26 protein-coding genes are annotated in these 25919 nt (G+C 31.9%); 15 read left to right on the top strand and 11 right to left on the bottom strand.

The genetic code is table 11. The annotated features are described in order from the left end of the window. Nucleotides 1-40: 40 nt before the first annotated feature. Both U0D62_RS11020 and U0D62_RS11015 read right to left on the bottom strand, forming a co-directional pair. On the bottom strand, nucleotides 41-1054 hold the full coding sequence (locus tag U0D62_RS11020; protein ID WP_322287338.1) for a Kelch repeat-containing protein: 1014 nt from the start codon (nucleotides 1052-1054) through the stop codon (nucleotides 41-43). Further along, complete coding sequence (locus U0D62_RS11015; RefSeq protein WP_322287337.1) at nucleotides 1038-1943, bottom strand: DUF6268 family outer membrane beta-barrel protein; 906 nt, start codon at nucleotides 1941-1943, stop codon at nucleotides 1038-1040. Before U0D62_RS11015 ends, U0D62_RS11020 begins: the two co-directional genes overlap by 17 nt. Nucleotides 1944-2161: 218 nt before the next feature. Between U0D62_RS11015 and U0D62_RS11010 the strand changes: the two genes are divergently transcribed. Genes U0D62_RS11010 through U0D62_RS11000 form a run of 3 tightly spaced genes read left to right on the top strand, consistent with a single transcriptional unit; the run spans nucleotide 2162 to nucleotide 5090 of the window. Then, the gene (locus tag U0D62_RS11010) at nucleotides 2162-3472 is read left to right on the top strand and encodes a DUF4270 family protein (RefSeq protein WP_322287336.1); all 1311 of its coding nucleotides are present in this window, start codon (nucleotides 2162-2164) and stop codon (nucleotides 3470-3472) included. Next, a complete protein-coding gene (locus U0D62_RS11005; RefSeq protein WP_322287335.1) occupies nucleotides 3465-4715 on the top strand; it encodes an OmpP1/FadL family transporter in 1251 nt (416 codons plus the stop codon). Before U0D62_RS11010 ends, U0D62_RS11005 begins: the two co-directional genes overlap by 8 nt. Before the next feature lie 12 nt (nucleotides 4716-4727). Then, nucleotides 4728-5090, top strand: a complete 363-nt coding sequence (locus tag U0D62_RS11000) for a hypothetical protein (RefSeq protein ID WP_322287334.1) — start codon at nucleotides 4728-4730, stop codon at nucleotides 5088-5090. A gap of 24 nt (nucleotides 5091-5114) precedes the next feature. Here the strand turns inward: U0D62_RS11000 and U0D62_RS10995 are convergent, their stop codons facing one another. Further along, nucleotides 5115-5477 (bottom strand): DUF3307 domain-containing protein, encoded by a 363-nt coding sequence (locus U0D62_RS10995; protein WP_322287333.1) that lies wholly within the window; start codon nucleotides 5475-5477, stop codon nucleotides 5115-5117. Between the two features lie 236 nt (nucleotides 5478-5713). Here U0D62_RS10995 and U0D62_RS10990 point away from each other — a divergent pair, with 236 nt between their 5' ends. Together U0D62_RS10990 and sthA are read left to right on the top strand one after the other, a co-directional pair. Beyond that, a complete protein-coding gene (locus U0D62_RS10990; protein WP_322287332.1) occupies nucleotides 5714-7684 on the top strand; it encodes an adenylate/guanylate cyclase domain-containing protein in 1971 nt (656 codons plus the stop codon). Between the two features lie 7 nt (nucleotides 7685-7691). Continuing rightward, nucleotides 7692-9119 carry a Si-specific NAD(P)(+) transhydrogenase gene (gene sthA, locus U0D62_RS10985; RefSeq protein ID WP_322287331.1) on the top strand — a complete coding sequence of 476 codons (1428 nt, stop codon included), beginning with the start codon at nucleotides 7692-7694 and terminating at the stop codon, nucleotides 9117-9119. Between the two features lie 113 nt (nucleotides 9120-9232). On the opposite strand, the gene U0D62_RS10980 is transcribed toward sthA, so the two are convergent. Both U0D62_RS10980 and U0D62_RS10975 read right to left on the bottom strand, forming a co-directional pair. Beyond that, a complete protein-coding gene (locus tag U0D62_RS10980; RefSeq protein ID WP_322287330.1) occupies nucleotides 9233-9991 on the bottom strand; it encodes a LytR/AlgR family response regulator transcription factor in 759 nt (252 codons plus the stop codon). Between the two features lie 83 nt (nucleotides 9992-10074). Further along, complete coding sequence (locus U0D62_RS10975; protein ID WP_322287329.1) at nucleotides 10075-11100, bottom strand: sensor histidine kinase; 1026 nt, start codon at nucleotides 11098-11100, stop codon at nucleotides 10075-10077. Between the two features lie 592 nt (nucleotides 11101-11692). On the opposite strand from U0D62_RS10975, the gene U0D62_RS10970 reads away from it, so the two are divergent. Further along, nucleotides 11693-12061: a hypothetical protein gene (locus tag U0D62_RS10970; protein WP_322287328.1), complete on the top strand. Its 369-nt coding sequence runs from the start codon at nucleotides 11693-11695 to the stop codon at nucleotides 12059-12061. Beyond that, complete coding sequence (locus tag U0D62_RS10965; protein WP_322287327.1) at nucleotides 12033-12221, top strand: hypothetical protein; 189 nt, start codon at nucleotides 12033-12035, stop codon at nucleotides 12219-12221. The genes U0D62_RS10970 and U0D62_RS10965 overlap by 29 nt, the downstream gene beginning before the upstream one ends. A gap of 27 nt (nucleotides 12222-12248) precedes the next feature. Here U0D62_RS10965 and U0D62_RS10960 read toward each other — a convergent pair whose 3' ends face one another. Continuing rightward, a complete protein-coding gene (locus U0D62_RS10960) occupies nucleotides 12249-13610 on the bottom strand; it encodes a glycoside hydrolase family 113 (protein WP_322287326.1) in 1362 nt (453 codons plus the stop codon). A gap of 179 nt (nucleotides 13611-13789) precedes the next feature. On the opposite strand from U0D62_RS10960, the gene U0D62_RS10955 reads away from it, so the two are divergent. Continuing rightward, complete coding sequence (locus U0D62_RS10955) at nucleotides 13790-14356, top strand: hypothetical protein (RefSeq protein ID WP_322287325.1); 567 nt, start codon at nucleotides 13790-13792, stop codon at nucleotides 14354-14356. A 105-nt stretch (nucleotides 14357-14461) separates the two neighbouring features. Here the strand turns inward: U0D62_RS10955 and U0D62_RS10950 are convergent, their stop codons facing one another. The 5 genes from U0D62_RS10950 to U0D62_RS10930 are packed head-to-tail and all read right to left on the bottom strand — an operon-like array spanning nucleotide 14462 to nucleotide 17099. Further along, entirely contained in the window at nucleotides 14462-14878 is a 417-nt protein-coding gene (locus tag U0D62_RS10950) for a DUF3995 domain-containing protein (RefSeq protein WP_322287324.1), read from the bottom strand. 39 nt (nucleotides 14879-14917) lie between these two features. Continuing rightward, nucleotides 14918-15493, bottom strand: coding sequence for a DUF998 domain-containing protein (locus U0D62_RS10945; RefSeq protein ID WP_322287323.1), 576 nt, complete (start codon nucleotides 15491-15493; stop codon nucleotides 14918-14920). A 49-nt stretch (nucleotides 15494-15542) separates the two neighbouring features. Then, nucleotides 15543-16121 carry an NAD(P)H-dependent oxidoreductase gene (locus U0D62_RS10940; RefSeq protein WP_322287322.1) on the bottom strand — a complete coding sequence of 193 codons (579 nt, stop codon included), beginning with the start codon at nucleotides 16119-16121 and terminating at the stop codon, nucleotides 15543-15545. Nucleotides 16122-16126: 5 nt separating this feature from the next. Further along, complete coding sequence (locus tag U0D62_RS10935) at nucleotides 16127-16465, bottom strand: hypothetical protein (protein WP_322287321.1); 339 nt, start codon at nucleotides 16463-16465, stop codon at nucleotides 16127-16129. A gap of 52 nt (nucleotides 16466-16517) precedes the next feature. Continuing rightward, nucleotides 16518-17099, bottom strand: coding sequence for a Crp/Fnr family transcriptional regulator (locus tag U0D62_RS10930; protein WP_322287320.1), 582 nt, complete (start codon nucleotides 17097-17099; stop codon nucleotides 16518-16520). Between the two features lie 459 nt (nucleotides 17100-17558). Here U0D62_RS10930 and U0D62_RS10925 point away from each other — a divergent pair, with 459 nt between their 5' ends. The 7 genes from U0D62_RS10925 (at nucleotide 17559) to glgB (ending at nucleotide 25879) form a co-directional block, all read left to right on the top strand. Then, nucleotides 17559-18860 (top strand): cation:proton antiporter domain-containing protein, encoded by a 1302-nt coding sequence (locus tag U0D62_RS10925; protein ID WP_322287319.1) that lies wholly within the window; start codon nucleotides 17559-17561, stop codon nucleotides 18858-18860. 12 nt (nucleotides 18861-18872) lie between these two features. Beyond that, nucleotides 18873-19553, top strand: coding sequence for a helix-turn-helix transcriptional regulator (locus U0D62_RS10920; protein ID WP_322287318.1), 681 nt, complete (start codon nucleotides 18873-18875; stop codon nucleotides 19551-19553). Between the two features lie 160 nt (nucleotides 19554-19713). Next, nucleotides 19714-20028, top strand: coding sequence for a hypothetical protein (locus tag U0D62_RS10915; protein WP_322287317.1), 315 nt, complete (start codon nucleotides 19714-19716; stop codon nucleotides 20026-20028). A 161-nt stretch (nucleotides 20029-20189) separates the two neighbouring features. After that, nucleotides 20190-20990 carry a DNA alkylation repair protein gene (locus U0D62_RS10910; RefSeq protein ID WP_322287316.1) on the top strand — a complete coding sequence of 267 codons (801 nt, stop codon included), beginning with the start codon at nucleotides 20190-20192 and terminating at the stop codon, nucleotides 20988-20990. 217 nt (nucleotides 20991-21207) lie between these two features. Further along, entirely contained in the window at nucleotides 21208-22626 is a 1419-nt protein-coding gene (locus tag U0D62_RS10905) for a glycogen synthase (RefSeq protein ID WP_322287315.1), read from the top strand. Beyond that, nucleotides 22623-23894: a glucose-1-phosphate adenylyltransferase gene (locus U0D62_RS10900; RefSeq protein ID WP_322287314.1), complete on the top strand. Its 1272-nt coding sequence runs from the start codon at nucleotides 22623-22625 to the stop codon at nucleotides 23892-23894. Before U0D62_RS10905 ends, U0D62_RS10900 begins: the two co-directional genes overlap by 4 nt. Before the next feature lie 74 nt (nucleotides 23895-23968). Further along, complete coding sequence (gene glgB / locus U0D62_RS10895) at nucleotides 23969-25879, top strand: 1,4-alpha-glucan branching protein GlgB (protein WP_322287313.1); 1911 nt, start codon at nucleotides 23969-23971, stop codon at nucleotides 25877-25879. Nucleotides 25880-25919 lie beyond the last annotated feature (40 nt).

Below are 25919 nucleotides of genomic sequence, written 5' to 3'. Positions count from 1 at the left end.
TTAAAGGAACTAGCTGATGGTAACACAATCAATCAATCACTTAATCATCTTCATCTTCTTCTTGTAATGGGAAAAACTCCCAATTATCATCTAGATATAAAGTACCACTTCTTCCTAGAGCTACAAATGCTCTGGATCCATTACTAAAGGAAATAGCATCACGCCTGGTCACACCTTCAAAAGATGTTTTTTCATCCCATTCATCCGTAGCAGTATTATATTCCCACACTGATGTGGTAATACCTACTCCTGTATCGCCACATGCCAGATATCCTCTGCCATTAATACTAAAAGCAACTGCATTACTACGTGTTAAATCATAGTCATCCGTATCAAGATCTGTTAATGCTGACCATATCTCTGTGTTTGTATCAAATACCCAAAAATCATCCTGGTTAATACCATTAGAAATACCGGTACCCATATATACTTTATCATCGATAGTAAAGGTGGTAGCGTCTCTTCTTTTATTACCACCAAAACCGACTATTTCTGTCCAGCTATCCGTATCAGGATTATATTTCCAAAAATCTTTTTTATCATTATCGCCATCAAACCCTGTACCTACATACCCGGTTGATGATCCATTAAATCCTATAGCTCCACGTCTGGGTGTTCCTCCAAAATCAGCAATAGTACTCCAGGTATTACTTGCAGGATCATAAGTATAAAAATCACCCAATTCATTATCACCGTCAAACCCTAATCCTATATATCCCTTACCATTTACAGTAAATGATGAAGTAGAGCTACGAGCACTACCTGAATAGTCTGCTAATTGACGCCAAAAATTTCCTTCTAAATCATACACCCAAAAATCTTTGAGATAATCATCTCCGTCAAAACCAGTACCCATATATCCCAGGTTTCCTATAGTAAATGCAGTAGCACTACTTCTGGGAGTCCCATCAAAGACTGAGCTATCTACCCAATTACCTAATTTATCATCATCATCGTCATCAGAACAACTAGTAGATAGAATACCTATACATGTACCTATGATGATTTTGGAGACAGTACGATACTGCCAAATTTGCTTACTTTTTATTTTCATTGCTTTTGGTTTTTAAATTAAATCGTAATCCCATACTTATAAATAATGAACCATTGGTTTCAAATTCATATACTTCATTAAAATCGTTATCAAGTATTCTTAGCTGATTCCAAGGTGAATATCCCAAACGAATTAAGGTGGTCCAGTTAGGTTGTATTTTAAAATGGTGCTCGAGCCCTAAATTCAAGCTATTGTATTGTATTTTGGTGTCGGTCAAAGATTCTGTATTAGAGAAAGTTACCGAGGAGGAGTTGTTGGCAAATAATCCATTAAAACCTGCAAATGCAACAAATTCGTTTTTGGGATTTAATTGATATTGTACATTGGTTTTTGGTGCTCCTAATCCATAACTCCATTGATCATTAATTTTCTTGCGATAAGAAATCACCGGAATAAATCGTGGTTTTCCCAACATGGTTCCATACCCAAGTCCCATAGTTAAAGTAGCTAATGATTCATCCTTTCTCCATCGTTTGGATACGCTGGCAATAGCGTTTATAAAGAAATCTTCACTACTGATTCCTGATTCAAAATTAGATGATAGTACTGGTGATACTACCAGATTTCCACTCCAGGAATTACCCAAAGCACGTCTATAAAACAAATTACCTCTAATGGTATGAAAAGTTTCATAAGAGGAAGTATCAAAATTTGTTGTTGCATTATTAAATGTAAAATTGCTATGAGTGTAATTAACTCCAAACCCTATCATTCCTTTACCTAGTCTTTTTCCTATAGCTGCCTGCGCATTGTACTGTTGCATACTTACATCTCCAATATCAGGAACCATAGTATATTCTATACCAAAAGGTTCTCTATCGGGAGCTTGACTCCATACTATATGTGTTATTCCTACTGTAAGAAACATTGTAATTATATAAGATCGCATTCTGAATTTTTGGTAAATGTATTTGTGAATGATAGTGGTTGGAAATAAAATATACTGGACGTCTATCTCTATAGACCAAACCGTTCATTGTATCTATGAATACCGAATAACTTTTTAATCCTGCTAAATAACTGATTGGTCTATACTTTATCGATGTAAGTATAATATAGTTTCAGATGGTGGGCTTGTCCATTTCTTTTGTCTGAAACTTTGATTATATGAAATATGCTTTAGCCATTTTAAGCATTAGTATTATGCTAATCTCTTGTTCTCAAGAAGAAGAAATCCCAACATTAGAAGTGGGGCAGGATTTTACAGATTCTAATGTAAGAGTTGTATCTATTGATACGTTTAAAGTAGAGCTTTCTACCTATAAATTTGATAGTATCAATACCTCTTCTTCTAATAGAATATTATTAGGACAATATACTGATGCTATCTTCGGAAAAACAAGGGCAGAGAGTTATATGGAGTTAACGACTTCTATTTATTCGATACCCGATGATGCAGAATTAGATAGCATTGCACTGATCCTTAATTATGATCAATACTTTTATAATGATACTACACAAGTCTCTACTATAAATGTTCATCTTTTAACAGATGAATTACGACCTGATGATGATGTATTTTATAATACCAGTAGTGTTCCTTATGAAGAAAACCCGATTGCAAGTCGTAGTTACTTCCCAGAACCCATTGACGAAGATTCTTTACATATATCAATACCAATAGCGGTAGGAGAACTTGTCTTTGATAAAATCAAAGAAAATGATATTAATGATAATGACGAACTAAGAAATGAATTTAAAGGCTTTGCCCTGATTCCTGGAGATAATGATGATTCATCTGTTATTGGTTTCTCTACAGATATTACAAATACATATTTGCGTTTTTTTTATCGTGTTCCAGGAGAATTTGAAGATGATGAACGAACCTTTGATTTAAGTATTATCACCAATCAGAACATTCCACCATTTTTTAATAAGATCGAAAGTAATACCGAGGGAACTTTTTTTGATACACTTACGGATCAGGAAATCAACCTGGCCTCAGAAGATGCAAACAATAGAAGCTATATTCAATCAGGAGTTGGGATGGTTACCAGAATTCAATTTCCAACAATAAAAAAGATTTTTGAAATCCCTGGAACAGGAACTGTGCTGGATGCTACTTTATTGATAAAACCACCACCGCAGGAATTTTCTGAAATACTACCGATACGAGATTCTCTCGCTGTGTATAGAGTAGATCAAAACAACTTACTTAATAATCAATTGTTTAATGGAGAAGGAGCTGTTTTTGCCAGAGTTAATGAAGATGATAAAGAATTTAATGAGATTGTATATGAAGTTCCGGTAGGTCCATACATCGAGAATGAATTAACAGAATCTCCAGAAATTGATGATGCGCTTATACTATTGCCGATAAACTTCAATAACACAGTAGACAGAACTGTTCTGGAAGGAGAAGGAAGCACCGATTTTGAAGTAAAACTGGTAATCACTTACGCTATTTATGATGAATAAATTATTAGTATCTATAACAACCATGTTTTTGCTAGTGGTAGCAAATGCATACACACAAACAAATAATCTCACTGGATCTCCTTATTCTTTATTTGGATTAGGAGTGCAATCCAATGCTACCATCGGTAGTACTAGTGCACTTGGTAAAGGAGGGATTGCTCTGGAAAGTAAAAATTCTATCAATAACCTGAATCCTGCCTCATTTACTTCAGTTCCCAAAGAAAGCTTCCTGCTGGACATAGGTTTTCTGGGAGAACTTAATGGCGTATCCAATAATAATGACAAGGATGAATCAAGAATTGCTGCTAATTTTTCAAATCTTGCTTTTGCCTTTAGTATTAATGATAAATCTGGTATGGGAATATCTCTGGTGCCATTTACTGATGTAGGATATGCATTGATCGGAATACGAAGCAATATTGAAGGCTCACAAGATGAGTTTATTAGTAATATTACAGGATCAGGAGGATTGAATGACCTAAAACTTAATTATGGTTATACACTCAATGATAAATTAAGTGTAGGACTAAGAACCTCATTCTTGTTTGGTAATATTGACGAAAATGAACAGGTATTGATCGGAGATACCTTTTTAAACATCAATGAAAAAAGCTACTATAATGGTTTTAGATTGGGAGCAGGGTTTCAATATCAACTAAACGATAAATACACGTTTGGATTTACTACAGATTTACCTACTCGATTAAACGGTTCGCAAGATCGATATGTAACCAAAACACTGGATTTTGTACTTACCGAAGAAGAAGATGAAGAAGGTTTAAATATAGATGATTTTAAACTACCTCTGGAAATCGGATTTGGGATGAGTGTTAAACCAATAAATGGACTAACACTTAATATGGATTATAAAAGAAACCTTTGGGGATCTACCGATCAAAGAGATAATATAGGAGAGTTTACAGATCAATCTATATTCAGTTTGGGAGCTCAATATAGAGCAAGAGAACGTGGACTCAAGTATTGGCAAAACATGGAGTTTAGAGCAGGATTTAATTATGATTCAGGGTATTTAAAAGTAAATAATGAAACTATTGACAACTATAGTTTTAGCGCCGGAGTAGGAATCCCGATAAGTCTTAGAGGTACATCAATGCTCAATATATCTTTTTCAAAAGGAAATAAGGGAGCTGTACAGGGAATTTTAATAGAAGAAAATTTTAATATGATCAATGTCAATCTGAGCCTTAAAGATATTTGGTTTAGAAAAGTAAAGTTTAATTAAAATCTAAAAATTATGAATTTAAATGTAATAATAACCGTGATGATTATGGCAGTTACATCATTTGTGAGTGGCCAATCCAAAGCAGATGCGGCAGAAATGTCTAAATATCAAACAGAAAAGATGGAAGAAGTGCTAAAGTTAGATGAAAACCAGGTAACTGAAATTACTCCTATAAACCTTAAATATTCTGAGAAAGCTGTTGCTGTTATGGAATCCGATGAAGGTATGTTTAGTAAAATGGGGAGTATGAAAAAAATGCAACATTCAAAAGAAGAAGAATTGGAAAAAATATTGACTGCAGATCAAATGAAGAAATATATGACCGATCTGAAACCCGAATTCAGGAAATATTTTAAAAGTCAATTTATGAAATAGCAACTCAGAGACTATTTTTACTGCTTAGTAATCTAAAAAAAACAGTAAAGATTTAATATTCAGATACGTAATATATAGAGTTACTGTATGGATTAGCTGATCCATCCCTAATATAGGAAAGAAAATACGTGGGGTTTCCTGATATTTCGCAGATAATTTGCTTGTGAAAAAATCGGTAATCCCATGTAAAACCCCGTTGATTAATACATATGTGATTGCCAGTTTAAAAGAAAACACAAAAAGGGCAAATATTAATAACACTGCAGTATAGGTTATCACATGAATAGATAACCATTTTAATTGCTTACTTTTTTCAGTAGCCATCCTAGAGGTTTGAAAAACAAAATCTCCCACCCAATGCGCCAAAAGAATCCAACTAAATACCATAGCTAAAAGATATCAATTCAGTGACTTATAACCTAATTGTTAACATAAAGTTTTTGTAATTAGTAGCGTTTTATTAGAAAAAAAACCATAATCTTGAGTATATTGTAGTAAAAATACTATAACATCCAGATAATTAATCGGGTGGCTCCAATCATACAGAACTTTACTCTTTTTGCGAGGTGAGTTGTACGCAATACGTACAGATTAAGATATGTTTCCAATTTAAATACTATCAGATGTTTCGCACGTTTCGTCATCGATTGTTATTTTGGTTTATGGTTTTCATTAGCTTTAGCTTTGTGATTATCATACTTTCTATATTCTATCTTAAACGCAGAGAACATATCGCTCAACGTACTATAGCCATAGAACAATCCTATGTAATGTTACTTAAAAGTGTCAAAGCACAACAGGACTTTTTTAGTTATGCTACAAAAGATCAACAATTCTTTAGAACAGGAGATAATGAATATCTGGAGATATACCTTAAATTATTAGATAGTACGAGATCACATCTTATGCATGTGGATTTTGAGACAGAAGGCGCATTAGCAGGAGGAATAGAATTTATTAGATCTGATATTACAGAGATTGATGCAGTTTTTCTGGAACTGATTGAACAAATACAAGCAAGAGGATATAAAAATTATAATCTAGAAGGGTCGATGCGTAAGGATGCACATTGGCTGGAAGGAATTAGTGAAATCCCAACAGAAGACATCCTGTTTCTCAGAAGGCATGAAAAGGATTATATTATGCGTAATGAGAAAGAATATGTAACTAAATTCACTACACGTATTTCTTCAATCCGGAAAAGAATTGCCAATAGCAGAAGGATAACCAAAGCTCGAAAAAATAGAATATTGTATTACCTGGATGGGTATCATAATAAATTCGTTCAATTAGTACAACTAGATAAACGTATTGGGATCAAAGATAATTCTGGATTAAAACAAAAACTGGATCAGCATATAACTATCTGTGAAGAAGATTTTGCCAATATCGTACAACACACAAAAGAGTGGGCAAAGGCAGAGTTTAGACAACTCACTATTTATTTTATTTTGATCGCTTTTTTCTTAATGATAGTGAGTCTATGGATTAGCTCAATGATCTCTCGAAAAATTACAAGACCATTAACAGAACTTACAAGGCATATTACTCGATTTGTAGATAGTAATTTTACACTTGAAACAGAACATCCTATTGTAAGAACTGATGATGAAATTGGAAGTTTGACCCGTAATTTTTCTTTTTTAAAAGATGAAGTAATCACTCGATTACGATTTTTTAAACAAAAAGTTGATGAACGTACAGAAGAGTTAGCAACTGCAAATAAAAGATTATTGCGGTTAAGTGAAGCGAATAGTCGTTTTGTACCTCAGGAGTTTTTACAAAACCTAGGTAGGGATAGTATTGAGCAAGTGCAACTAGGAGATCATGTAGAAAGAGAAATGACTGTTATTTTTTCTGATATTAGAGGGTTTACCAAAATATCAGAATCATTGAGTCCGCAAGAAAATTTTGATTTCATCAATGGATATTTAAGTGGTATCGTTCCTATCATTAGAAAAAATGGAGGATTTATAGATAAGTTTATTGGGGATTCTGTTATGGCTTTGTTTCCTGATGATCCGGATGCAGCAATCCAAACTTTATTTGAATTTGAGAATTTCTTAGTAGAGTTTAATGATAAACTAAAGAAAAACACCCAATTATCTGTACAAATAGGAACAGGTATTCATACTGGAAACCTTATTTTAGGGACAATTGGTCACGATCATAGGTTAGAAACAACAGTGATTTCTGATGCAGTAAACACGGCTTCTAGAGTAGAAGGCCTTACAAAACATTATCAAGCAAAAATCATAGGAACAGAACATACATTATCTAAATTAAAAGATAAAAAGAAATTCAATTACCGATTTCTTGATATGGTAAAAGTAAAAGGAAAAACTAAAACCTTATCTGTATATGAGTTTTTATGTCCTGGAGAGAAAACCAAATTGGCATACCTCAAAAAATATAATGAGGGAGTGAAATGTGTGAAGAGTAAAAAAATTACTGAGGCTTCCAAAATCTTTTTAGAGTTGAATAATCAATACCCAGAAGATAGGGCAGTAAAGATATTTTTAGAAAAATGTCAAAATTTTTTAACTAAAAAAACATCCTCTTGGGATGAAATAACACATATGATCACAAAATAATTATTTAATGGAAAGAAAGTTTGATCTCATTGTGATTGGCTCAGGACCTGCTGGTGAAAAAGCAGCTGCAAAAGCAGCGTATTTCGGTTATAAAGTAGCATTGATAGAGAAAAATCGCAAATATGGTGGAGCGGGTGTGCAGACTGGTACATTGCCCTCTAAAACATTAAAAGAAACGGCTTTATACCTTTCTGGTATTTATCAAAAAGGGATTTTTGGCGTTGATAAAGAAATAGGTAGAGAAACCGGAGTTCATGATTTTCTGTACCGAAAAAATGTAGTCGCCAATCATATGCATAAAACAGTAGCACACAACCTTAAAAAACACGGTATAGAAGTGTTTGAAGGTTTTGCTAGTTTTATTGATAAGCATCACATAAAAATATCAGGAGAATTAGAACTCACCATAGAAGGTAAATATATCCTTATCGCAACGGGATCGTATCCGTATCATCCTGAGCATATTCCTTTTGATAACAAACGTGTGTTAGACTCGGATACGGTACTAAATATCAAAAGATTCCCGAAATCTATATGTGTACTTGGGGCTGGAGTTATTGGCTGTGAATATGCGACTATTTTTGGAGCCATGGGTGTTAAAACATTTATTGTTAATGATCATGATAAAATTCTGGGCTTTTTGGATTCTGAAATTTCTGAAGCTCTGGTCGAACAAATGCGTAAAAACGAAATCAAAATATTGTTTAAAAACTCGGTTACAGAATTTGAAATACCAGAAGATGAACAACCACTAAGGTTAACATTAAGATCAGGAGAAATTCTTAATGTTGATATGTTTTTATTTGCCGCAGGAAGAAGCGGACAGATAAAAGGACTTAATTGTGAAGAGATTGGTCTTAAAACCGGTAAAAGAGAAACGGTCTTAGTAAACGACAAGTTTCAAACCAATATCGATAATATTTATGCAGTGGGTGATGTTATTGGATTTCCGGCATTAGCGAGTACAAGTATGGAACAAGGTCGTATCGCAATAACACATATGTTTAATACTGCAGATTTAGAATCGTTGGCTGATATTTTTCCGTATGGTATTTATACAGTTCCAGAAGTTTCTATGGTTGGAATAACTGAAGAAGAAGCCAAAAAAGAGGAAATCGATTATGGAGTAGGGTATAGCTATTTTAGAGATACAGCCAGAGGAATGATTATGGGAGATACAGATAATGGGTATCTAAAATTAATTTTTGATAAAAATACCAAAGTAATTGTGGGAGTTCATATCATAGGACACCTGGCAACAGAATTAATTCATTACGGTATGCAATTAGTACAAGAAAAGAAAACACTGGATCACCTTATTGCAACTGTTTTTAATTATCCCACGCTTCATGGTTTATATAAATATGCTAGTTATGACGGCCTGGGAAATATTGCCGGTAAAAAAGTGAAAACAGCAGGAGAAGTTATTAAATAATTTTAATTGAAATACAAATATTTAAAAAACCCTACAAATGTGACTTGTAGGGTTTGAGTATTATTTAGATAGGGTAAACATTTAAAAGCTTAAATAAGCAGGAATTGTTTTTTTTATTCTAAATACCCATGGGTTTTAATAAAATTTAATAATTCATCTTTTTTACCCCTACTTACCGGAATAGCAGTGTCTCCCATCACAACTTGATTGCCTTCTAGATGAGTAACAAAACTTATATTAATGATATATGATCTGTGAATTCTGATGAATTGTGTTGAAGGTAAAGTTGCTAATATTTTACTTAAAGCAAGTCTTGAAACTACTCTGCTTTCTTCAGTAAAAAATTTTGCATATTCTCCAAAACTTTCGATATATCGTATATTAGAATGATCTACCTTAATGATCTTACCATCCTGTTTTAAGAAAATATAATTGTTCTTCTTCTCTTTGGTTTCTGGTAACGATATATTGTTATAAGAATTAGTTCCTTTACTGGCATTGTTATCTTTATTAATTGTAGTAATCAATCGATTGGCCGTTTTTACAAATCGCTCAAAAGCAATAGGTTTAATCAGGTAATCTACAACATTATTAAGTTCATAACTCGTAGCAGCAAACTCTGAATATGCCGTAGTAATAACAGTATAAGGCGGATTATTGAAAGCTCTTAGAAAATCTATACCATTAATATTTGGCATTTCTATATCCATAAATAATACATCGATTTCATTTTTTGAAAGATAGTTTTGAGCTTCGATTGCACTATTACAAACTCCTGCTACAGTAAGTGTAGGATGTAGTTTTTTTATATAATCTTTTATAAGGCTACTTGCCAATGGCTCATCATCTACAACTAGGCATTTTAATTTCATTGGTTGTTTTTCCTTAGGTTGATTTTTATTGTTAAATGTACGTAGATTATTATCATTACTATATAAATTTATGATGATTCATCTTATAGCTGAATTGTTAAACTTAATTGATAATCTCTATCATTATCTTCTATATTAATATCATAGCAATCGGGGTAAATATAATTAAGCTGTTTAATTACGTTTTGATTCCCTATATTATTTGAGATAATTTCTGAAGGGTTTTCAGTTTTGGTATTCATTGTTGTAAAATAAAGAGTATCATTATTTACAACCATCTCAAACCTCACCCATGCGTTTTCTTTATTAAATATGTTACTATGTTTAAATGCATTCTCAACAAACGGAATTAGTAACATTGGGGCGATTCTATGATGAGATTGAACATTTTCGTGGTAAAAATCTATATGATGGTGTTCTACAAAACGAGCACCATATAAATCAATATAATCCTGTATCAACTTGACTTCCTTACTCAAGGGCACACTTTTTTGATTACCATCATACATTAAATAACGCATGATTTCTGATAATTTATCTACCATATGAGCAGCCCTAGGGCTTTTTTTATGAGAAAGAGAATAGATACTATTTAAAGTATTAAAAAGAAAATGAGGATTGATTTGACTTTTTAAGAACTTGAGCTCTCCCTCTAATTTTAAATTATCTTTTTCTAATAATGCTTCTTTGTCCTTGGCATCTACCCATTCACTAGAAAATCGCATAGTACCACTAGATATAATTAATATGCAGGTGGTAACAACTTCAACAAATATTCTATTTCCTAAAGAAATATCGAAAAATTCTCCTTTTAAATAAAATTGGTAAGAAACGATTTCTCCTACAACGGATAAAGATATTACAAAAGCAATGCTGGTAAAATATAACCAGTACTTTCTATGCGGAAGAAATAAGGGCATTAAGTATTTATAATGTATAAAAAAGATAACCGCATCAAAGATCAATCTACCCAAAATAGTAGCCTGTAAATTGCTTCTTTTTAATTGATGGTTTAGTATATACTCGGATAAAATAAAAAGTAAAAAAAATAAAGACCAGAAAACAAGCTGTATACCTAATTTGTATTGTTTCCCAGATATTCTTTTCATAGAGTAGAGATAGAAGACTATTTGTCTTTTTTTAAAAAATAAAAATAGCAATATATCCTGAGATTTTATAAAGAGTTAGTATAGATGCAACGACTGCTCTTCTTCTTGCAGTGAATGGTATAGAATATACTATGAATGTTTTATATAATTAATAAACACACATAATCAGTGGGTTGAGAAGCTATTGATACAGTTTAACTATCGATATTGTTCATTGGTTGCATTAATTTAATTCAATGGTCAATAACCTATACGTTTGAATTGAATTTTTAAAAAGTGCTATGAAAAAGAATGTAAATTTTAAAAAGAAATCGCTAACCACGTGTTCTCTAATATTATTACAACTATCTCACAACAAATTAATAACCCTATACAGTATCTAAACAAAAGACAAATTAAAATCTCAAGTTAATATAATGATTGGATTGTTTTGATTGCCCCACCCTGATTGTAGATACTGTTCTCTAGTATCAATTAATCTTTGTTTGTTTGACAAGTAGTGGTAGTATTATTTCCCCCATAACTTCATAATTACTGCTACTTGTCTTTTTTATCGATACAATCTATTCATCAAAAAAAATGTATAAATAGTATGCTAACTATAGAAGAGTTTATAATCAAATCAGAGATAAAAACAGCGATCTCTATCCAGGTTTATCAAAAACTAAAAACACTTTTAGACAAAAGGTTTATGGATAAAATAGAGGTCGATATTGTTATAGAAGATTTTAAAGGCAATATTCTTATCATCACTGATATAGAAACCTCTATAGCACAAGCAAACTACTTCAAGAACATATATCATACTCTGAAAGAGGCTAAATATTTAATAAAAAAATCAAAAAAAGAGTGTGATCTCTATTTGAGAAAAATCAGAGAAAACTATAATTATTGGACGTATATGTTAAACCAACTTAAAATTATAAAGCAAGATGAAATATACAGAAATAGTAGGGTTTGATGATCTTAACTTATACCAGAAAAACGAGCTTGTCGTACTTATAACACACTATAATGATTATTATAGCTGGACCAGGTTAATGGTTGATAGACCAAGTGCCGTATGCTACGATAATAAAATAGTAGCATTTATTGGAGTATTAAGTAAAGCCACTGGATAAAAAGAATTCGTATAAAGTAAGAAGTTGTTAAAAAGAAACGGTGCCATACCATTTTGCGATAATATTTTCTGCGGGTTTAAACCGTGGAGAAAATCCAAGACTTTTATAAACATTTTCTTCTTCAGAATTTATATTCCATTGCCAGATATACATACCAGAAAACCAATCTTTATCCCATAATTGTTGAAACAAAGCTTCATATGCCAATTGTTGTGTTTTGTTAGATTTCTTCTTGTGTAGTATACTAAAATATGACCCCCATTCCCATGGTTTTATAGTTGCAGAAGCTTCACTTTTATATCCTACCTCGGTAAATAGAATGGGTTTTTGATGAGTTTCAGATAAATCTTTTAATTTTTTAATATGTATGTCCCAGCCTTTTTTAAGGGTTTTTAGGTCTGGATTTGCTTTTTTACTAATCGGAAAATACGCTTGTATCCCAATATAATCCATCTCATCCCAGAACGAAACATCATTAAACTCACCATCCCAGTTAGCAGCGTATGTAAGTTTTCCGGAGTATACCTTTTTTATTTCCTGTATAAGTGATTTCCATTGATCTGGTTGATGTTGCAGAGATGTTTTTAGCTCAGTTCCAACACATAATAATTCAACACCTGTTTGCTCGGCCATTAGGGCATAATGCATCATATTCTTACGATAGGATATAAACCACTGATCCCAATCTTTCTTTGAATTAAGGTTTATATTAGAACGCCATCCTGTATTCATCCATAAATGTGGTTTTAACTGAATATGAATTCCTTTACGTCTCATTTCAGTAATGTTTTTAATAAATACAGAATCTCTTCTAGACCAATGTCCAGGGTTTTTGGGAGTTGTAATATTTACTGTCTGTTCATCTTTTTGGTATAAAAAAGGAATAACTGCCACCCATTCTATATGATCTTTGACCAATAGTTCAATGGCATCCTTATTATCATTTTTCCAACCAAAAACACTCATGCCCCGATGTTTTTGATCTTTAGAATAAAGGTTTTTTACTTTACCACTAGTATTTTCTATTGCATAATCCCATTGATAATCATAGTCTTCATAACTATTTTTAAATACGATTATCTTATAAATAGAAATCAAAACGACTACTGGAAGAAGAATGTACAAAGACATTCTTTTGATCATGATACGATTTCCTTTTATGTGGTATACTCTAATAAAATATCGTATGATCAAAAAAAGAAGATAGATGATGATAAATACCACTTGGATTGCTATAACAAAAGAAGAGTAGGTAAGGGATTCTAAAAAGTCGCTTAAAGCTCTCTTTATAGTAATCTGATCGCTGAATGCTCTCGATAACATCAGTGTAAAAATCAGTAACCAACTGAAAACATATACCTTAAAAGCAGTAAAAAGCTCCTTTTTCATTGATAACAGTAGTTTATAGTATTAGAAGAACAAATACAGGATTTGTTACAATATTTAATATTGATATGATCAAACAAGTAACAAATCATTTTCAAAATTTCATCATAGCAATTTGTTAAAAACTTGTTTTCATTTTCTAGAAAATTTATGATTTCTTTGCCGTGGGAAAAAACAATACATTGGAAGAACAAGTAATCGAAGTTAAAAAGGTATATACCAGAAATAACTTTTTTAATAAAACATATTGCGTATTTAGAGGTGTTTCTTTACGAGAGATTTCACGTAGAAAACCTAATTACAGAAGTGAATCGGGGAGTAGTTATTATTATACAAAACATGGAGTATATCGCCTTTCTAATCATTGGGGACGTGCTGCAAAATGTAATTGGAGACTAGCTTCTGATTTTCCTGCTGAGATTGATAATTTACGACTGGGATATGCTGATTGGATGGATTTTAGAGAAAATCTTGACGGAGATGTAGATGCATATTATATATCAGTTGATTTTGAAAATAAAAAAGTACAATACACCCATAGAGATAACCCTAATTATGACGGAGTTGCTGTTTTGCGTTCTTCTGATGCTACTCGTAAACTTATTAAACAAATCAAAAACCTTTTAGAAACTCATAAATGGGCAAAATACTATGATTATGATAATCTGGAAGATTTCCGTGAAGAGGTAATTACAAAATTGATCAATAGTAATATTACCTTAAATGAGCTAAGAAGAGAATTGGTATAGCTTTTTTATAAAAAAAAATATCTAAAAAACCTGATGTTTTAGGCTGTATAATAATAAAACAACTATCTTTTATTTTTAGAAACTAACACTGTGTCTTTGCACTTATTATATACACTCAATTATAATTCCGGTTACCCCGATTGCCAGGCATAAAGGCGAATAGAATTTGGTGTCTAATTTCCCGAAATTAGTTTGTTTAATTCGCTTAAAAAATCCAACGTATTTAAATTCTCCAATTGAACGAAGTATAAAGATGACTGGAATAATCCAGCCACCATATTTTAAAATCCATTCTGGCAGGTTGTAATTTATTATTCCTGATTGAAAAAGATAAAAAAACCCGAATGTCATTAATCCAGTCCCAACTATGGCACTGTCAATATTTTTGGGGTTCAAGGCTCTTTCTCCACTTTCTTTAGTAGGCATGGATGCTTCAAACCCAAATGTACCTCCAATTACCCAGTTGAAGTGAATTATTCCAAGAACTATTAGAATCAGGCTCAGTAAAATAGAAAATACCATGATTTAATTTCATTATTTATTATTGCTAAGCTTTATTTTTTATTTGATCGCTTTTAACCTACTAGTAATATATGCGGTATAAGATATAAACCCAAAAGTAAAACCTCCAAAGATTCTCTGTGTTAATCCTCTATATTCTGCAGGATCTAATCCTGCTATCATAGCCCATAGATAAAAGAATATTAATATAGTTGATAAAATTGAAATGTTTTTGGTGAAACGGTTTATATTCTCTCTTTTCAATTCATATAAAAAAGCTAATGGAAGCATTATAATAGAAATTCCGATTCCGTATAGTCCGTGCCAGGGCGAGCCAATTTTATATATAACACCGAACAAAAATGTAATACCAAATATGATAATTAATATAGAGGTTATTGAGAATTGTGCTTTATGATTTAGTCGTAAACCAATACCATATAAAACAAGTGAGATACCAGTAAGAAATATTCCAATATTAAAAATATCTCCTGCTGTTTGATTTTTGTTAATTGCCAATTCGCTTGCGTGTTGTTCTATATTACTATATCCTTCAGCAAAAAAACTGGCCAAAATTATAGTTCCAAAATATAATATTGGTAAATAGATTATTTGTTTTAATAGGTTGTTCCTCATTAGTTTTTAATTAATTTTAATTATACAAAAATGTTATTGTAGTTAGCTGTTATTTGTTCAATTGTCCTAGTCTTTCGACTTTTTTCAACCATTTTTCTCTAAATTTTTCTTTAGACAATCTTATCGGGCCAATTGTTGTGATTTGTACTTTTTTTATTCCAATAAAATTTAGGGTTAGTTTTTTCATAGCATTGTGGCTTGGATTTCTATAAAACCACTTGTAATACCAGGCAGGTTGATCTAATGTGCAAATTATTCTTGCCGTTTTACCAGAAAAGTAGGTATCCCACCATAAGGAGTTTTCTCTTTTTTTAAAAGCAAACCCAGGAAGTAAGACCCGGTCCAAAAAACCTTTCATTATTGCAGGTACAGAACCCCACCAAATAGGATATATCCATACTAAATGATCAGCCCATTTTAGTTTCTCCTGAGCTTTCAATAAGTCAGGTTCGAGCTCTGTTCGTTTTCGATATCCGAATTGAAGATTCGGATTAAAGTTCAATTCTCTGATAGTAATTTCTTCTATCTTTGCCCTCGATTTTTGAATTCCTTTCTTATAAGATTCTGAAAGTCCAAAACTAAAACTTTCCTTATCGGGATGTCCATTTATAATGACTATTTTTTTCATAACTTTTAGAAAAAGACTTTTATTTTTTGTTCGAATTGAGTGCTTGTTAAATTTTCTATTTTGAAGAATTTATATAGAATAAAACAAGCAGGAACCGTTAAAAAGAATACACAGATAACAAAAGTAGCAGCACTACAAAAAATGTTTAGAGCTTGAGATCCAATTTCTCCAATATATGATGCAATATCATGATGTTGCTTTATAAAATAATTATAAACCGACTGTGTGTATCCATAAAAACGAATTAAAGTTTCATATAGTAGCCAAGTCGGATAAAACCATTTTCTAAGTGGCTCCCACCATTTACCCCAAATTGATTTAAGTTGTTTATGATTGTCTTTCATTTGTTTTTTTTACAAATGACCTATTAAAGGAAGAGTTATCATTTGATATATATCAAATTCGATTTTTAGGATTTCTTATTCTACTTAAAGTTTCAAGGGTTATCCCAAGATAAGAAGCTATATGAGTAAGAGGTATTCTATTTGTTATATCGGGATATATACTTAATAAGTGTTTATATCTCTCTTCTGCTTTATTAAACTGAATTGTATACAATCTTTCACATAGACCTAACATAGTTTCAGTAACTACTTTGCTAATAAAACGTTCAAAATCATGGTACTTATCTGTAAGGTAATCCATAGTCTCTTTTGAAAACTCAAATACTACTGAATCTTCAACGAATTCAACATAATGTGGACTGGGTTCTTCGCTAAAAAAACTAACGATTGCAGCCATGAATTGATTTTCGAAAGTAAACCAATCTGAAATATCTTTTCCGTCTTTCAAATAATAAGCTCTGGCACAACCTTCAACAATTAGATATGCTTTTTTAGAAAATTGCCCTTCACGAACGACAATTTCTCCTCTTTTGAATGTATTTATTTTCGAATTGGCAATGAAATCTTGCTGACATTCTATAGATAATGGAGTATATATTTCTCCAATTCTCTGTATTATTTTTTCACTATTCATTTTCTAATTAACAAGAAGGGACTTACTATAATTATCATAGTAATTATATCCACATTCATTAAATATATCATATTAATAAGTACGCGAAAGTACGAATTAGACCTCTTTGATTTGCAATCTGCAGGTAAAATAAAAAGGGAAAAATTACCGGGATTGTATTCTTAAAACTTATGAGCTTATACTCTCTGATGTTTCTTTATTCATTTAGAGTCTTTTGATCGGAAAAAATCACCAATATCTCGACTTCTTTCGGAGATAATCAGACCCATATTTGACATAAAAATTGATTTTTGACGTTTGTTGTATTTAAAAGTACTGTTTTTCAATAAAGATTTAGTTAAATAAATACTAACCAAAAATTTGCGAATAAAAGTTGATATATAGTATTAATAATACAGCAACTTCTATGGACTTTTTATTATCTTTTCGCAACTTTTAACCTAATCACCCTTACCCTGCATGGAAATTTTTTCTTCGTACAATGTCATTATAGGAATTTCTTTAACCATTATTTTATCATTTATATTTAATGGAATTGCCAAAAAAACCAATGTTCCTGCAGTATTAATGCTGATAATTCTGGGAGTTGTTATTCAATATGTATTGAAAGCATTTCCTGGAAATTCGATAGATTTTTTCCCTATTCTCGAAGTTCTTGGGATCGTTGGGTTAATCATGATCGTTTTGGAAGCTGCTTTAGAATTAGAATTGAAAAGTGAAAAATTAATCCCGATTTTAAAATCTTTGGCAATAGCACTAATAGGTTTGGTGGCATCTACATATATCGCAGCATTAATTCTATACGGGTTGGTAGAAGGAATGACCATGCAATCAGCATGGTTGTATGCCACACCTTTGTCTATTTTATCAAGTGCTATTATTATCCCTAGTGTAGCAGGATTGAGTGATGCAAAAAAAGAGTTTCATATTTATGAAAGTACGTTTTCTGATATTCTTGGGATTATGATGTTTTATTTCCTAACCGGTAAACTTAATCCTGCCGAAGATAATGGTGTAACAGGTTTCGCCCTTAATCTGGTTCTTACCATAGTAATCTCTCTTATTGCCAGTTATGGTATTATTTTGATCTTTCAGAAAATCAAAAGCCAGGTAAAACTATTTCTTTTAATTGCAGTTTTACTATTATTATACGGATTAGGAAAAAAGATGCATTTGTCTTCCCTAATAATTGTTTTGATTTTTGGATTGGTCATTGCCAATATGAAATTGTTTTTTCAAGGACCACTTAGGAAATTTCTTGATTTTGAAAAAGCAAAATCTATTTATCACGAACTTCATGTCATTACAGCAGAAACAGCCTTTGTTGTGAGAACTCTCTTTTTTGTGATTTTTGGTATAACCATTGCGTTATCGTCTTTATTGGATCTAAAAGTTACCTTGGTAAGTGTATTAATTATCATTTCTATATATGCAATTAGATATGGGCTGTTGCGCTTATTTATGGGTAAGGATATTGCTCCTCAGGTTTTTATTGCTCCAAGAGGACTCATCACAGTACTGCTGTTTTTTGCTATTCCTGCAGAGGCGATGATAGAAGGTTTTAATCCTGGGATTTTATTATTTGTAATAATTGGCACGAGTTTAATTATGACCGGAGGAATGATTCGGGATAAAAAAGTTGAGCGTTTAGCTGAAGAAATTCAGGAACAAGAGGACACAGAAGAAGCTGAGTTTTATATTAATAATACAACTGATCTTAGTGAAATAGAAGATTCTTCTATGGATGAAGAATATGAATAATCTATCTATGATATGAAACGATTACATAGATTAACTGCAATATTAGTAAAGCTACAATCCAAAAAAGTTGTTCAAGCAGCCGAGTTATCAAAAAAATTTGATGTAAGCCTGCGTACAATTTATAGAGATATTCAGGCTTTGACCGAAGCTGGGGTACCGATTGGAGCAGAGGCAGGAACGGGTTATTTTCTTGTAGATGGATACTCTTTGCCTCCTATTATGTTTACAGAAATTGAAGCTAATGCATTACTAACAGCTTCAAAAATCATAAACACTAATAATGATACCTCTTTGATTAATGCATATCAGGAAGCAGTAGAAAAAGTAAAAGCAGTCTTAAAAACTACACAAAAAGAAAAGTTAGAAATTCTAGAACAACGAATTTTTACTTATAATAAAGATCAAATCCAACCTAGTAATTCTTTATCAATCATTCAACAAGCTATTACTGATTGTAGAGTCTTAGATATTCAATATACTGCAGGGTCAGGAGAATATACGAGAAGATCGGTTGAACCTTTAGGAGTATACTTTACTAATAATATATGGGTAATGATTGCTTATTGCCGATTGAGAAAGGATCATAGGCAGTTTAGAACAGATAGGATTATACAACTGATAGAAACCCAAGAACTCTTTCCTCCAAAACATTTTAGCCTCGAAGATTATTTTGGGCAATACCTGGAATACTAAAAAAATTAAGTTTTTTCTCTTTTTTTTAAATTCCCTTGACATACTGTTGTCAGTGTGTGGTCTTAATTTTGAACATCATTAATAATCACAATACTATTAAATCATTATGATGAGTGTATTATTTAGCGCAAGTATCACATCTAATCAAAAAGAACCACACATGAAAAACCAAAAGTCAGTTGTAGAAGTAGTTGTATTTAATTCTAATCCAGATTATTCAAAAGCAGAAGTTAGAACTGCACTAAAATCTTTAAATGATGTCCTTAAATTATATTATGGTTTTATCGAGAGAACAACAGCGAGTAATGCTGCTGGAAAATTTATAGATATTGTACACTGGGCAGATATGAAATCTGCAAAAGATGCTGCTGCAGATATTATTAAGAATCCATTGGCAGCAAAAGCATTTACCGTGATTAAGCCAGAATCTGTACAAATGTATCATTTTGATACATTCAATTATTTTGAGGAGTAATAAGTTTCATGAACCTGGATTCTGTTATTTTAGAAACAAACTATTGAATCCGGGTTTTTATGATAGCTACTGTACATTTTTTACCAAAAACAGAAATAGAAAAGTCATAATTAGTTATCAGTATCTTTGAAAAAACAGATGACAAAAACATTCATATTTATATGATTCCAGAACATATACAAAATAGAAAAGGAGCCAGAAGTTTTAAGGATCTTAATCCAGAAGTTATAGAATATCTAAATAAAGGATTGATAGAAACAGCCAACCTTATGGAGTGGCTGGCAGTAGACCAATTAAAATTGTTAACTATCATATTAAATGATTTAGATAAACAAGAGTGGTACGATAGTTTTTATGAAGCTGTTTCTTTTCAAAAGAAAGCATCAGCAAATTCTAATGCAAAAGTTATCGGTATCACATTCTCACAATTAACAAATGATAAAAATATTATTGAATCTCTCTCTAGTCATACATCAGATGTGGTTAGATGCTGGGCAGCACAATATAGTGTGGGATTAGAGTTAACAATTTCTGAACGCCTACAACTAATAAAACCTTATGCAGCAGATCCACATTTTGGAGTTCGTGAGGTAGCGATATTTTCAGCAAAGGAGTTTATTATAGAAAATCTAGAAGAAGCTGTTAATATATTATCTGAATGGACTTCAAGTGAGGATGAGAATATCCGGAGGTATGCTATAGAAGCTACACGACCTATAGGAGTCTGGACAAAAAAGATAGATGCCTTAAAAGAAAACCCTGAAAAAGGAATCTCTATTTTAGAACCACTTAAATCAGATACTTCTAAGTATGTCAAAGACGCTGTGGGTAATTGGTTGAACGATGCCAGTAAAACAAGACCCGAATGGGTTCAAATCTTATGTAACAGATGGAAAGATGAATCTCCAACAAAAGATACAGCTTACATAATCAAAAAAGCATTGCGTACAATTAATAAATAATCAGACAAGGTTATTAACATTGCTAAACTTTTCTTTTATTTAACAATTATGAAAAATAAAATGATATTGCTAAAAAATTATTAAATAATCATTAAGACTCTTTCTTTTTGAAATTTATTTAGTAGTTACTAGTATTGTTTTTTTTAGTTTTAAAACTTCTTAGAAGATATCAACAATTTTGAGATACTTTTATGGAGTAATGTGCTAAAAACCAACAATGAAAATACTTCACACAAGTTTAGAATGTTATCCACTGGCAAAAGTTGGCGGACTTGCAGACGTGGTAGGTTCTTTACCAAAATACCTCAATAATTCTGATACTGTTGCAGAAGTTATTATACCTTACTTTGATAATGATTATTGTCAAAAATTAGAGGTAGTAACAGTTTATTCCGGAACCTTAAATCTTGGTACTAAGACATTTGATTTTTCAATTAAAAAGGCAGAGACCAAAAAGAAATTAGGTTTTCAGATATATCTGGTTCACATAGAAAGCTTATTGCATCGTTCTAATGTTTATGGTTATGAGGATGATACAGAAAGATTTGTTTCATTTCAATTAGCAGTATTAGATTGGTTACTTCAAGTAGATGAAAAACCTGATGTAATACATTGTCATGATCATCATACCGGATTAATTCCTTTTATGGTATCACAAGTAGATAAATATCAATTTTTAAGTGATATACCTACGGTTCTTACGATACATAATGCACAATATCAAGGGCAGTTTTCATATGAAAAACTAAACTATATTCCTCAATTTAATGAATCTCATATCGGGTTATTAGATTGGGATCAATGTATAAATCCTTTGGCAGCAGGAATTAAATGTGCGTGGAGAGTAACTACAGTTTCACCTAGTTATATGCTAGAGCTGCAACAACAAGCAAATGGATTAGAAAGATTACTTGCCCATGAAAATGATAAATGTATAGGGATTCTTAACGGTATTGATCACGATACCTGGGATCCTGAAACAGATCCCATGGTTATAGAGAATTATAATATAGATACATTTATTTCTGGCCGTAGAGTTAACAAAGAATGGATTTGCAACAAATTTGATTTAGATATAGAAAAACCATTATTCGCTTTTATTGGTCGGCTAGTGTATGAAAAAGGCGCTGATTTATTACCAGAAGTTGTTTCTGAAACGCTAAAACATTTAGATGTTAATATGCTAATCTTAGGATCGGGAAACAAAGAAGTAGAAAACCATTTATTAGCACTTAAAGAACGTTTTTCTGATCGATATAATACCTATATAGGATATGATGAAAAACTGTCTCATATCATATATGCAGGTGCAGATTTTCTATTAATGCCATCAAGAGTAGAACCTTGCGGACTTAACCAGATGTATTCTCTTCGTTATGGTTTAATACCTATCGTTCGTAGCATAGGAGGGTTAAAAGATACCATAGTAGATATCGGAGATGATGGTTTTGGAATCTGCCATAATAAAGTTAACATTAATGATATATTTTATTCGATTAAAAGGGGAGTCGAATTTTATAACGATCAAAAACACTATACGGAAACACAAAAAAGGATTATGAAAATTGATAATTCATGGAATCATTCAGCTAAACAGTACATCCAGTTATACAAATCCTTAAAACAACTAAAATGATCAACAAAAAAGTCCTTGCAATTATTCTTGGAGGAGGACAAGGAACACGTTTATCCCCGTTAACAGAAAGCAGGTCAAAACCTGCTGTTTCTATTGCAGGTAAATATCGATTAGTAGATATTCCAATCACAAACTGTATACATTCTGATATTAAAAGAATGTTTGTGTTAACGCAGTTTAATTCTGCATCACTTAATAGCCATATTAAGAACACTTATATATTTAGTTCTTTTAGTGACGCCTTTGTTGATGTACTTGCTGCAGAACAAACACCAGATAATAAAACATGGTTTCAGGGAACCGCTGATGCTGTAAGGCAATCTATGCATCATTTTCTTAATCATGATTTTGAATACGCTTTAATTCTTTCTGGGGATCAGTTATATCAAATGGACTTTAACGAAATGCTTGATGCACATATCGAAAAAGAAGCAGATATATCTATAGCTACAATCCCGGTTAATTCTAAAGATGCAACAGAGTTTGGTATTCTTAAGACTGATGATGATAATTTTATTACATCTTTTACAGAAAAACCCAGTGCTGATCAATTACCTGGATGGGAATCTGAGGTAAGTGATGAAATGAAAAATGAAAATAGGGACTACCTGGCTTCTATGGGGATTTATATCTTCAATAGACAATTGTTAGTTGATATATTATCAAACCCAGATACAATTGATTTTGGGAAAGAAATTATTCCGGATTCTATAGGTAAAAGTAAAGTACTTGCGTATCAATACGAAGGGTATTGGACGGATATAGGAAATATTTCTTCCTTTTTTGAAGCTAATATAGAATTGGCTAATGACATTCCTAAGTTTGATTTATTTAATAATGCCAAAAGCATACTTACCAGACCTAGAATTTTACCACCATCAAAAATATCAGGAACTTGCTTTAATAAAGCCATGATTGCAGAAGGGTGTCTTATTCAAGCTAAAGAAATAGAGCAATCTGTTATAGGTATTCGTTCCAGAATTGGCAAAGATACAGTGATTAAAAACACCTATATGATTGGTAGTGATCGATATCAGGATATTGAAGAGTTAAAGATCGATACCAAAGATAATAGACCTTATATTGGAGTAGGAGAGCGATGTTTAATAAACCATGCTATCATAGATAAGGACTGTAGGATAGGTAATAATGTAACTATTGAAGGAGGTGCTCATCTCGAGGATAAAAATGAAGAGTCCTACTCAATAAAAGACGGTATAGTAGTAATAAAAAAAGGAGCTGTAATTCCTGATGGATTTAAGATATAAGTGTTTTTATCCATAATAATATATTATAGAGATAGATACGAATATAAATTTTAAAGCCTATAAATAATGATTGAATGGGGAACGTAATTGTACATAGCTTATTTACTGAGTTTGATGTGAATCTTTTTAAAGCCGGAAAACATTATCGGTTGTATGAAAAATTTGGATCGCATATTATCACTGTTGATACAACAGAAGGAACCTACTTTGCAGTCTGGGCTCCGTCTGCTAAATCAGTATCAGTAATAGGCGATTTTAATTATTGGACAGAAGGAGAGCATATACTTAATGTGCGTTGGGATCAATCAGGTATTTGGGAAGGGTTTATTCCGGGAGTAGGAAAAGGAAGCGTGTACAAATACAAAATACACTCATCTAATAATGATATTAAGACCGAAAAGGCAGATCCATATGCTCGTAGATGTGAGCATCCACCCAAAACTGCTTCAATAGTATGGGATACCCTGTATGATTGGAAAGATGAACAATGGATGCAGAAACGTAAGAAACATAATGCCATTGATGCTCCTTATTCTGTATACGAAGTACACCTTGGTTCTTGGAAGAAAAAAATAGAAGAAAACAGGTTTTTGTCATATGTTGAATTAGCAGAAGAGCTGGTAACTTATGTCAAGAAAATGCAGTTTACTCATGTTGAGTTAATGCCAATTATGGAGTACCCTTATGATCCCTCTTGGGGATATCAGTTAACAGGATATTTTGCACCTACTTCACGATTTGGATATCCAGAAGAATTTAAATTACTCGTTGATAAATTACATCAAAATGATATTGGAGTTATCCTTGATTGGGTGCCATCGCATTTTCCAGAAGATGCACACGGATTAGGATTCTTTGATGGATCTTGTTTATATGAACATCCTGACAAAAGAAAAGGATACCATCCAGATTGGAAAAGCCTTATTTTTAATTATGGACGAAATGAAGTAAAGAGTTTTCTTATTAGTAATGCAATATTCTGGTTAGATCAATATCATGCAGATGGATTACGAGTAGATGCAGTGGCTTCTATGCTTTATTTAGATTATTCAAGAGAAGAAGGAGAATGGGAGCCTAACATATATGGAGAAAGAGAAAATCTAGAAGCTATCTCCTTTCTTAAAGAGTTAAATACTGAGGTGTATGCAAGCTTTCCTGATGTACAAACTATTGCAGAAGAATCTACTTCGTATTCTATGGTATCAAAACCTACGTATGCAGGAGGTTTAGGCTTTGGAATGAAATGGATGATGGGTTGGATGCATGATACATTACAATATATGGCAAAAGAACCTATATATCGTAAACATCATCAAAACGATCTAACCTTCAGTATGACATATGCTTTTACAGAAAACTTTATGCTACCCTTATCACACGACGAAGTAGTTTATGGTAAAAAAAGTATTATTGGGAGAATGCCTGGAGATGAATGGCAGCAATTTGCTAATTTAAGATTGCTCTATAGCTATATGTTTACACATCCTGGAACCAATTTATTATTTATGGGTTCAGAATTTGGACAACGACAAGAATGGGATTTTCAGAATGGTTTGGATTGGTATGTATTACAATATGAATATCATGCAGGAATAAAAGAACTAATTACAGATCTCAATATTTTATATAAAAACTATCCAGCATTATATGAACAACAGTTTGATCAATCAGGTTTTGAATGGATAAGTTATGACGATCATGAAAACTCTGTAATTGCATATATACGCAAAGGAAAAAAGAAAGATGACTTACTTATTGTAGTTTGTAATTTTACTCCTATACCTAGAACTGATTATCGAATTGGATTACCTCAAAAAGGAAAATTAGTTGAGATATTTAATAGTGATGTAATAAAATATGCAGGTAGTAATATTTCAAATTCTGAAGAAATTAGTGTAGAGAAAAAGGATTGGCATTATCGAAAATTTTCAGCAGAAATCACAATTCCGCCATTAGGCACAATAGTATTTAAAATAGATAAATAATCTAAATTTTGGTTATTATTTGAGGCTTGCATTATTCTGA

Origin of the sequence: Aquimarina callyspongiae, assembly GCF_034322225.1 — a bacterium.
GTDB lineage: Bacteria > Bacteroidota > Bacteroidia > Flavobacteriales > Flavobacteriaceae > Aquimarina.
Note: the sequence above shows the minus strand (reverse complement) of the source record. Positions and strands in the feature narration are given on the sequence as shown.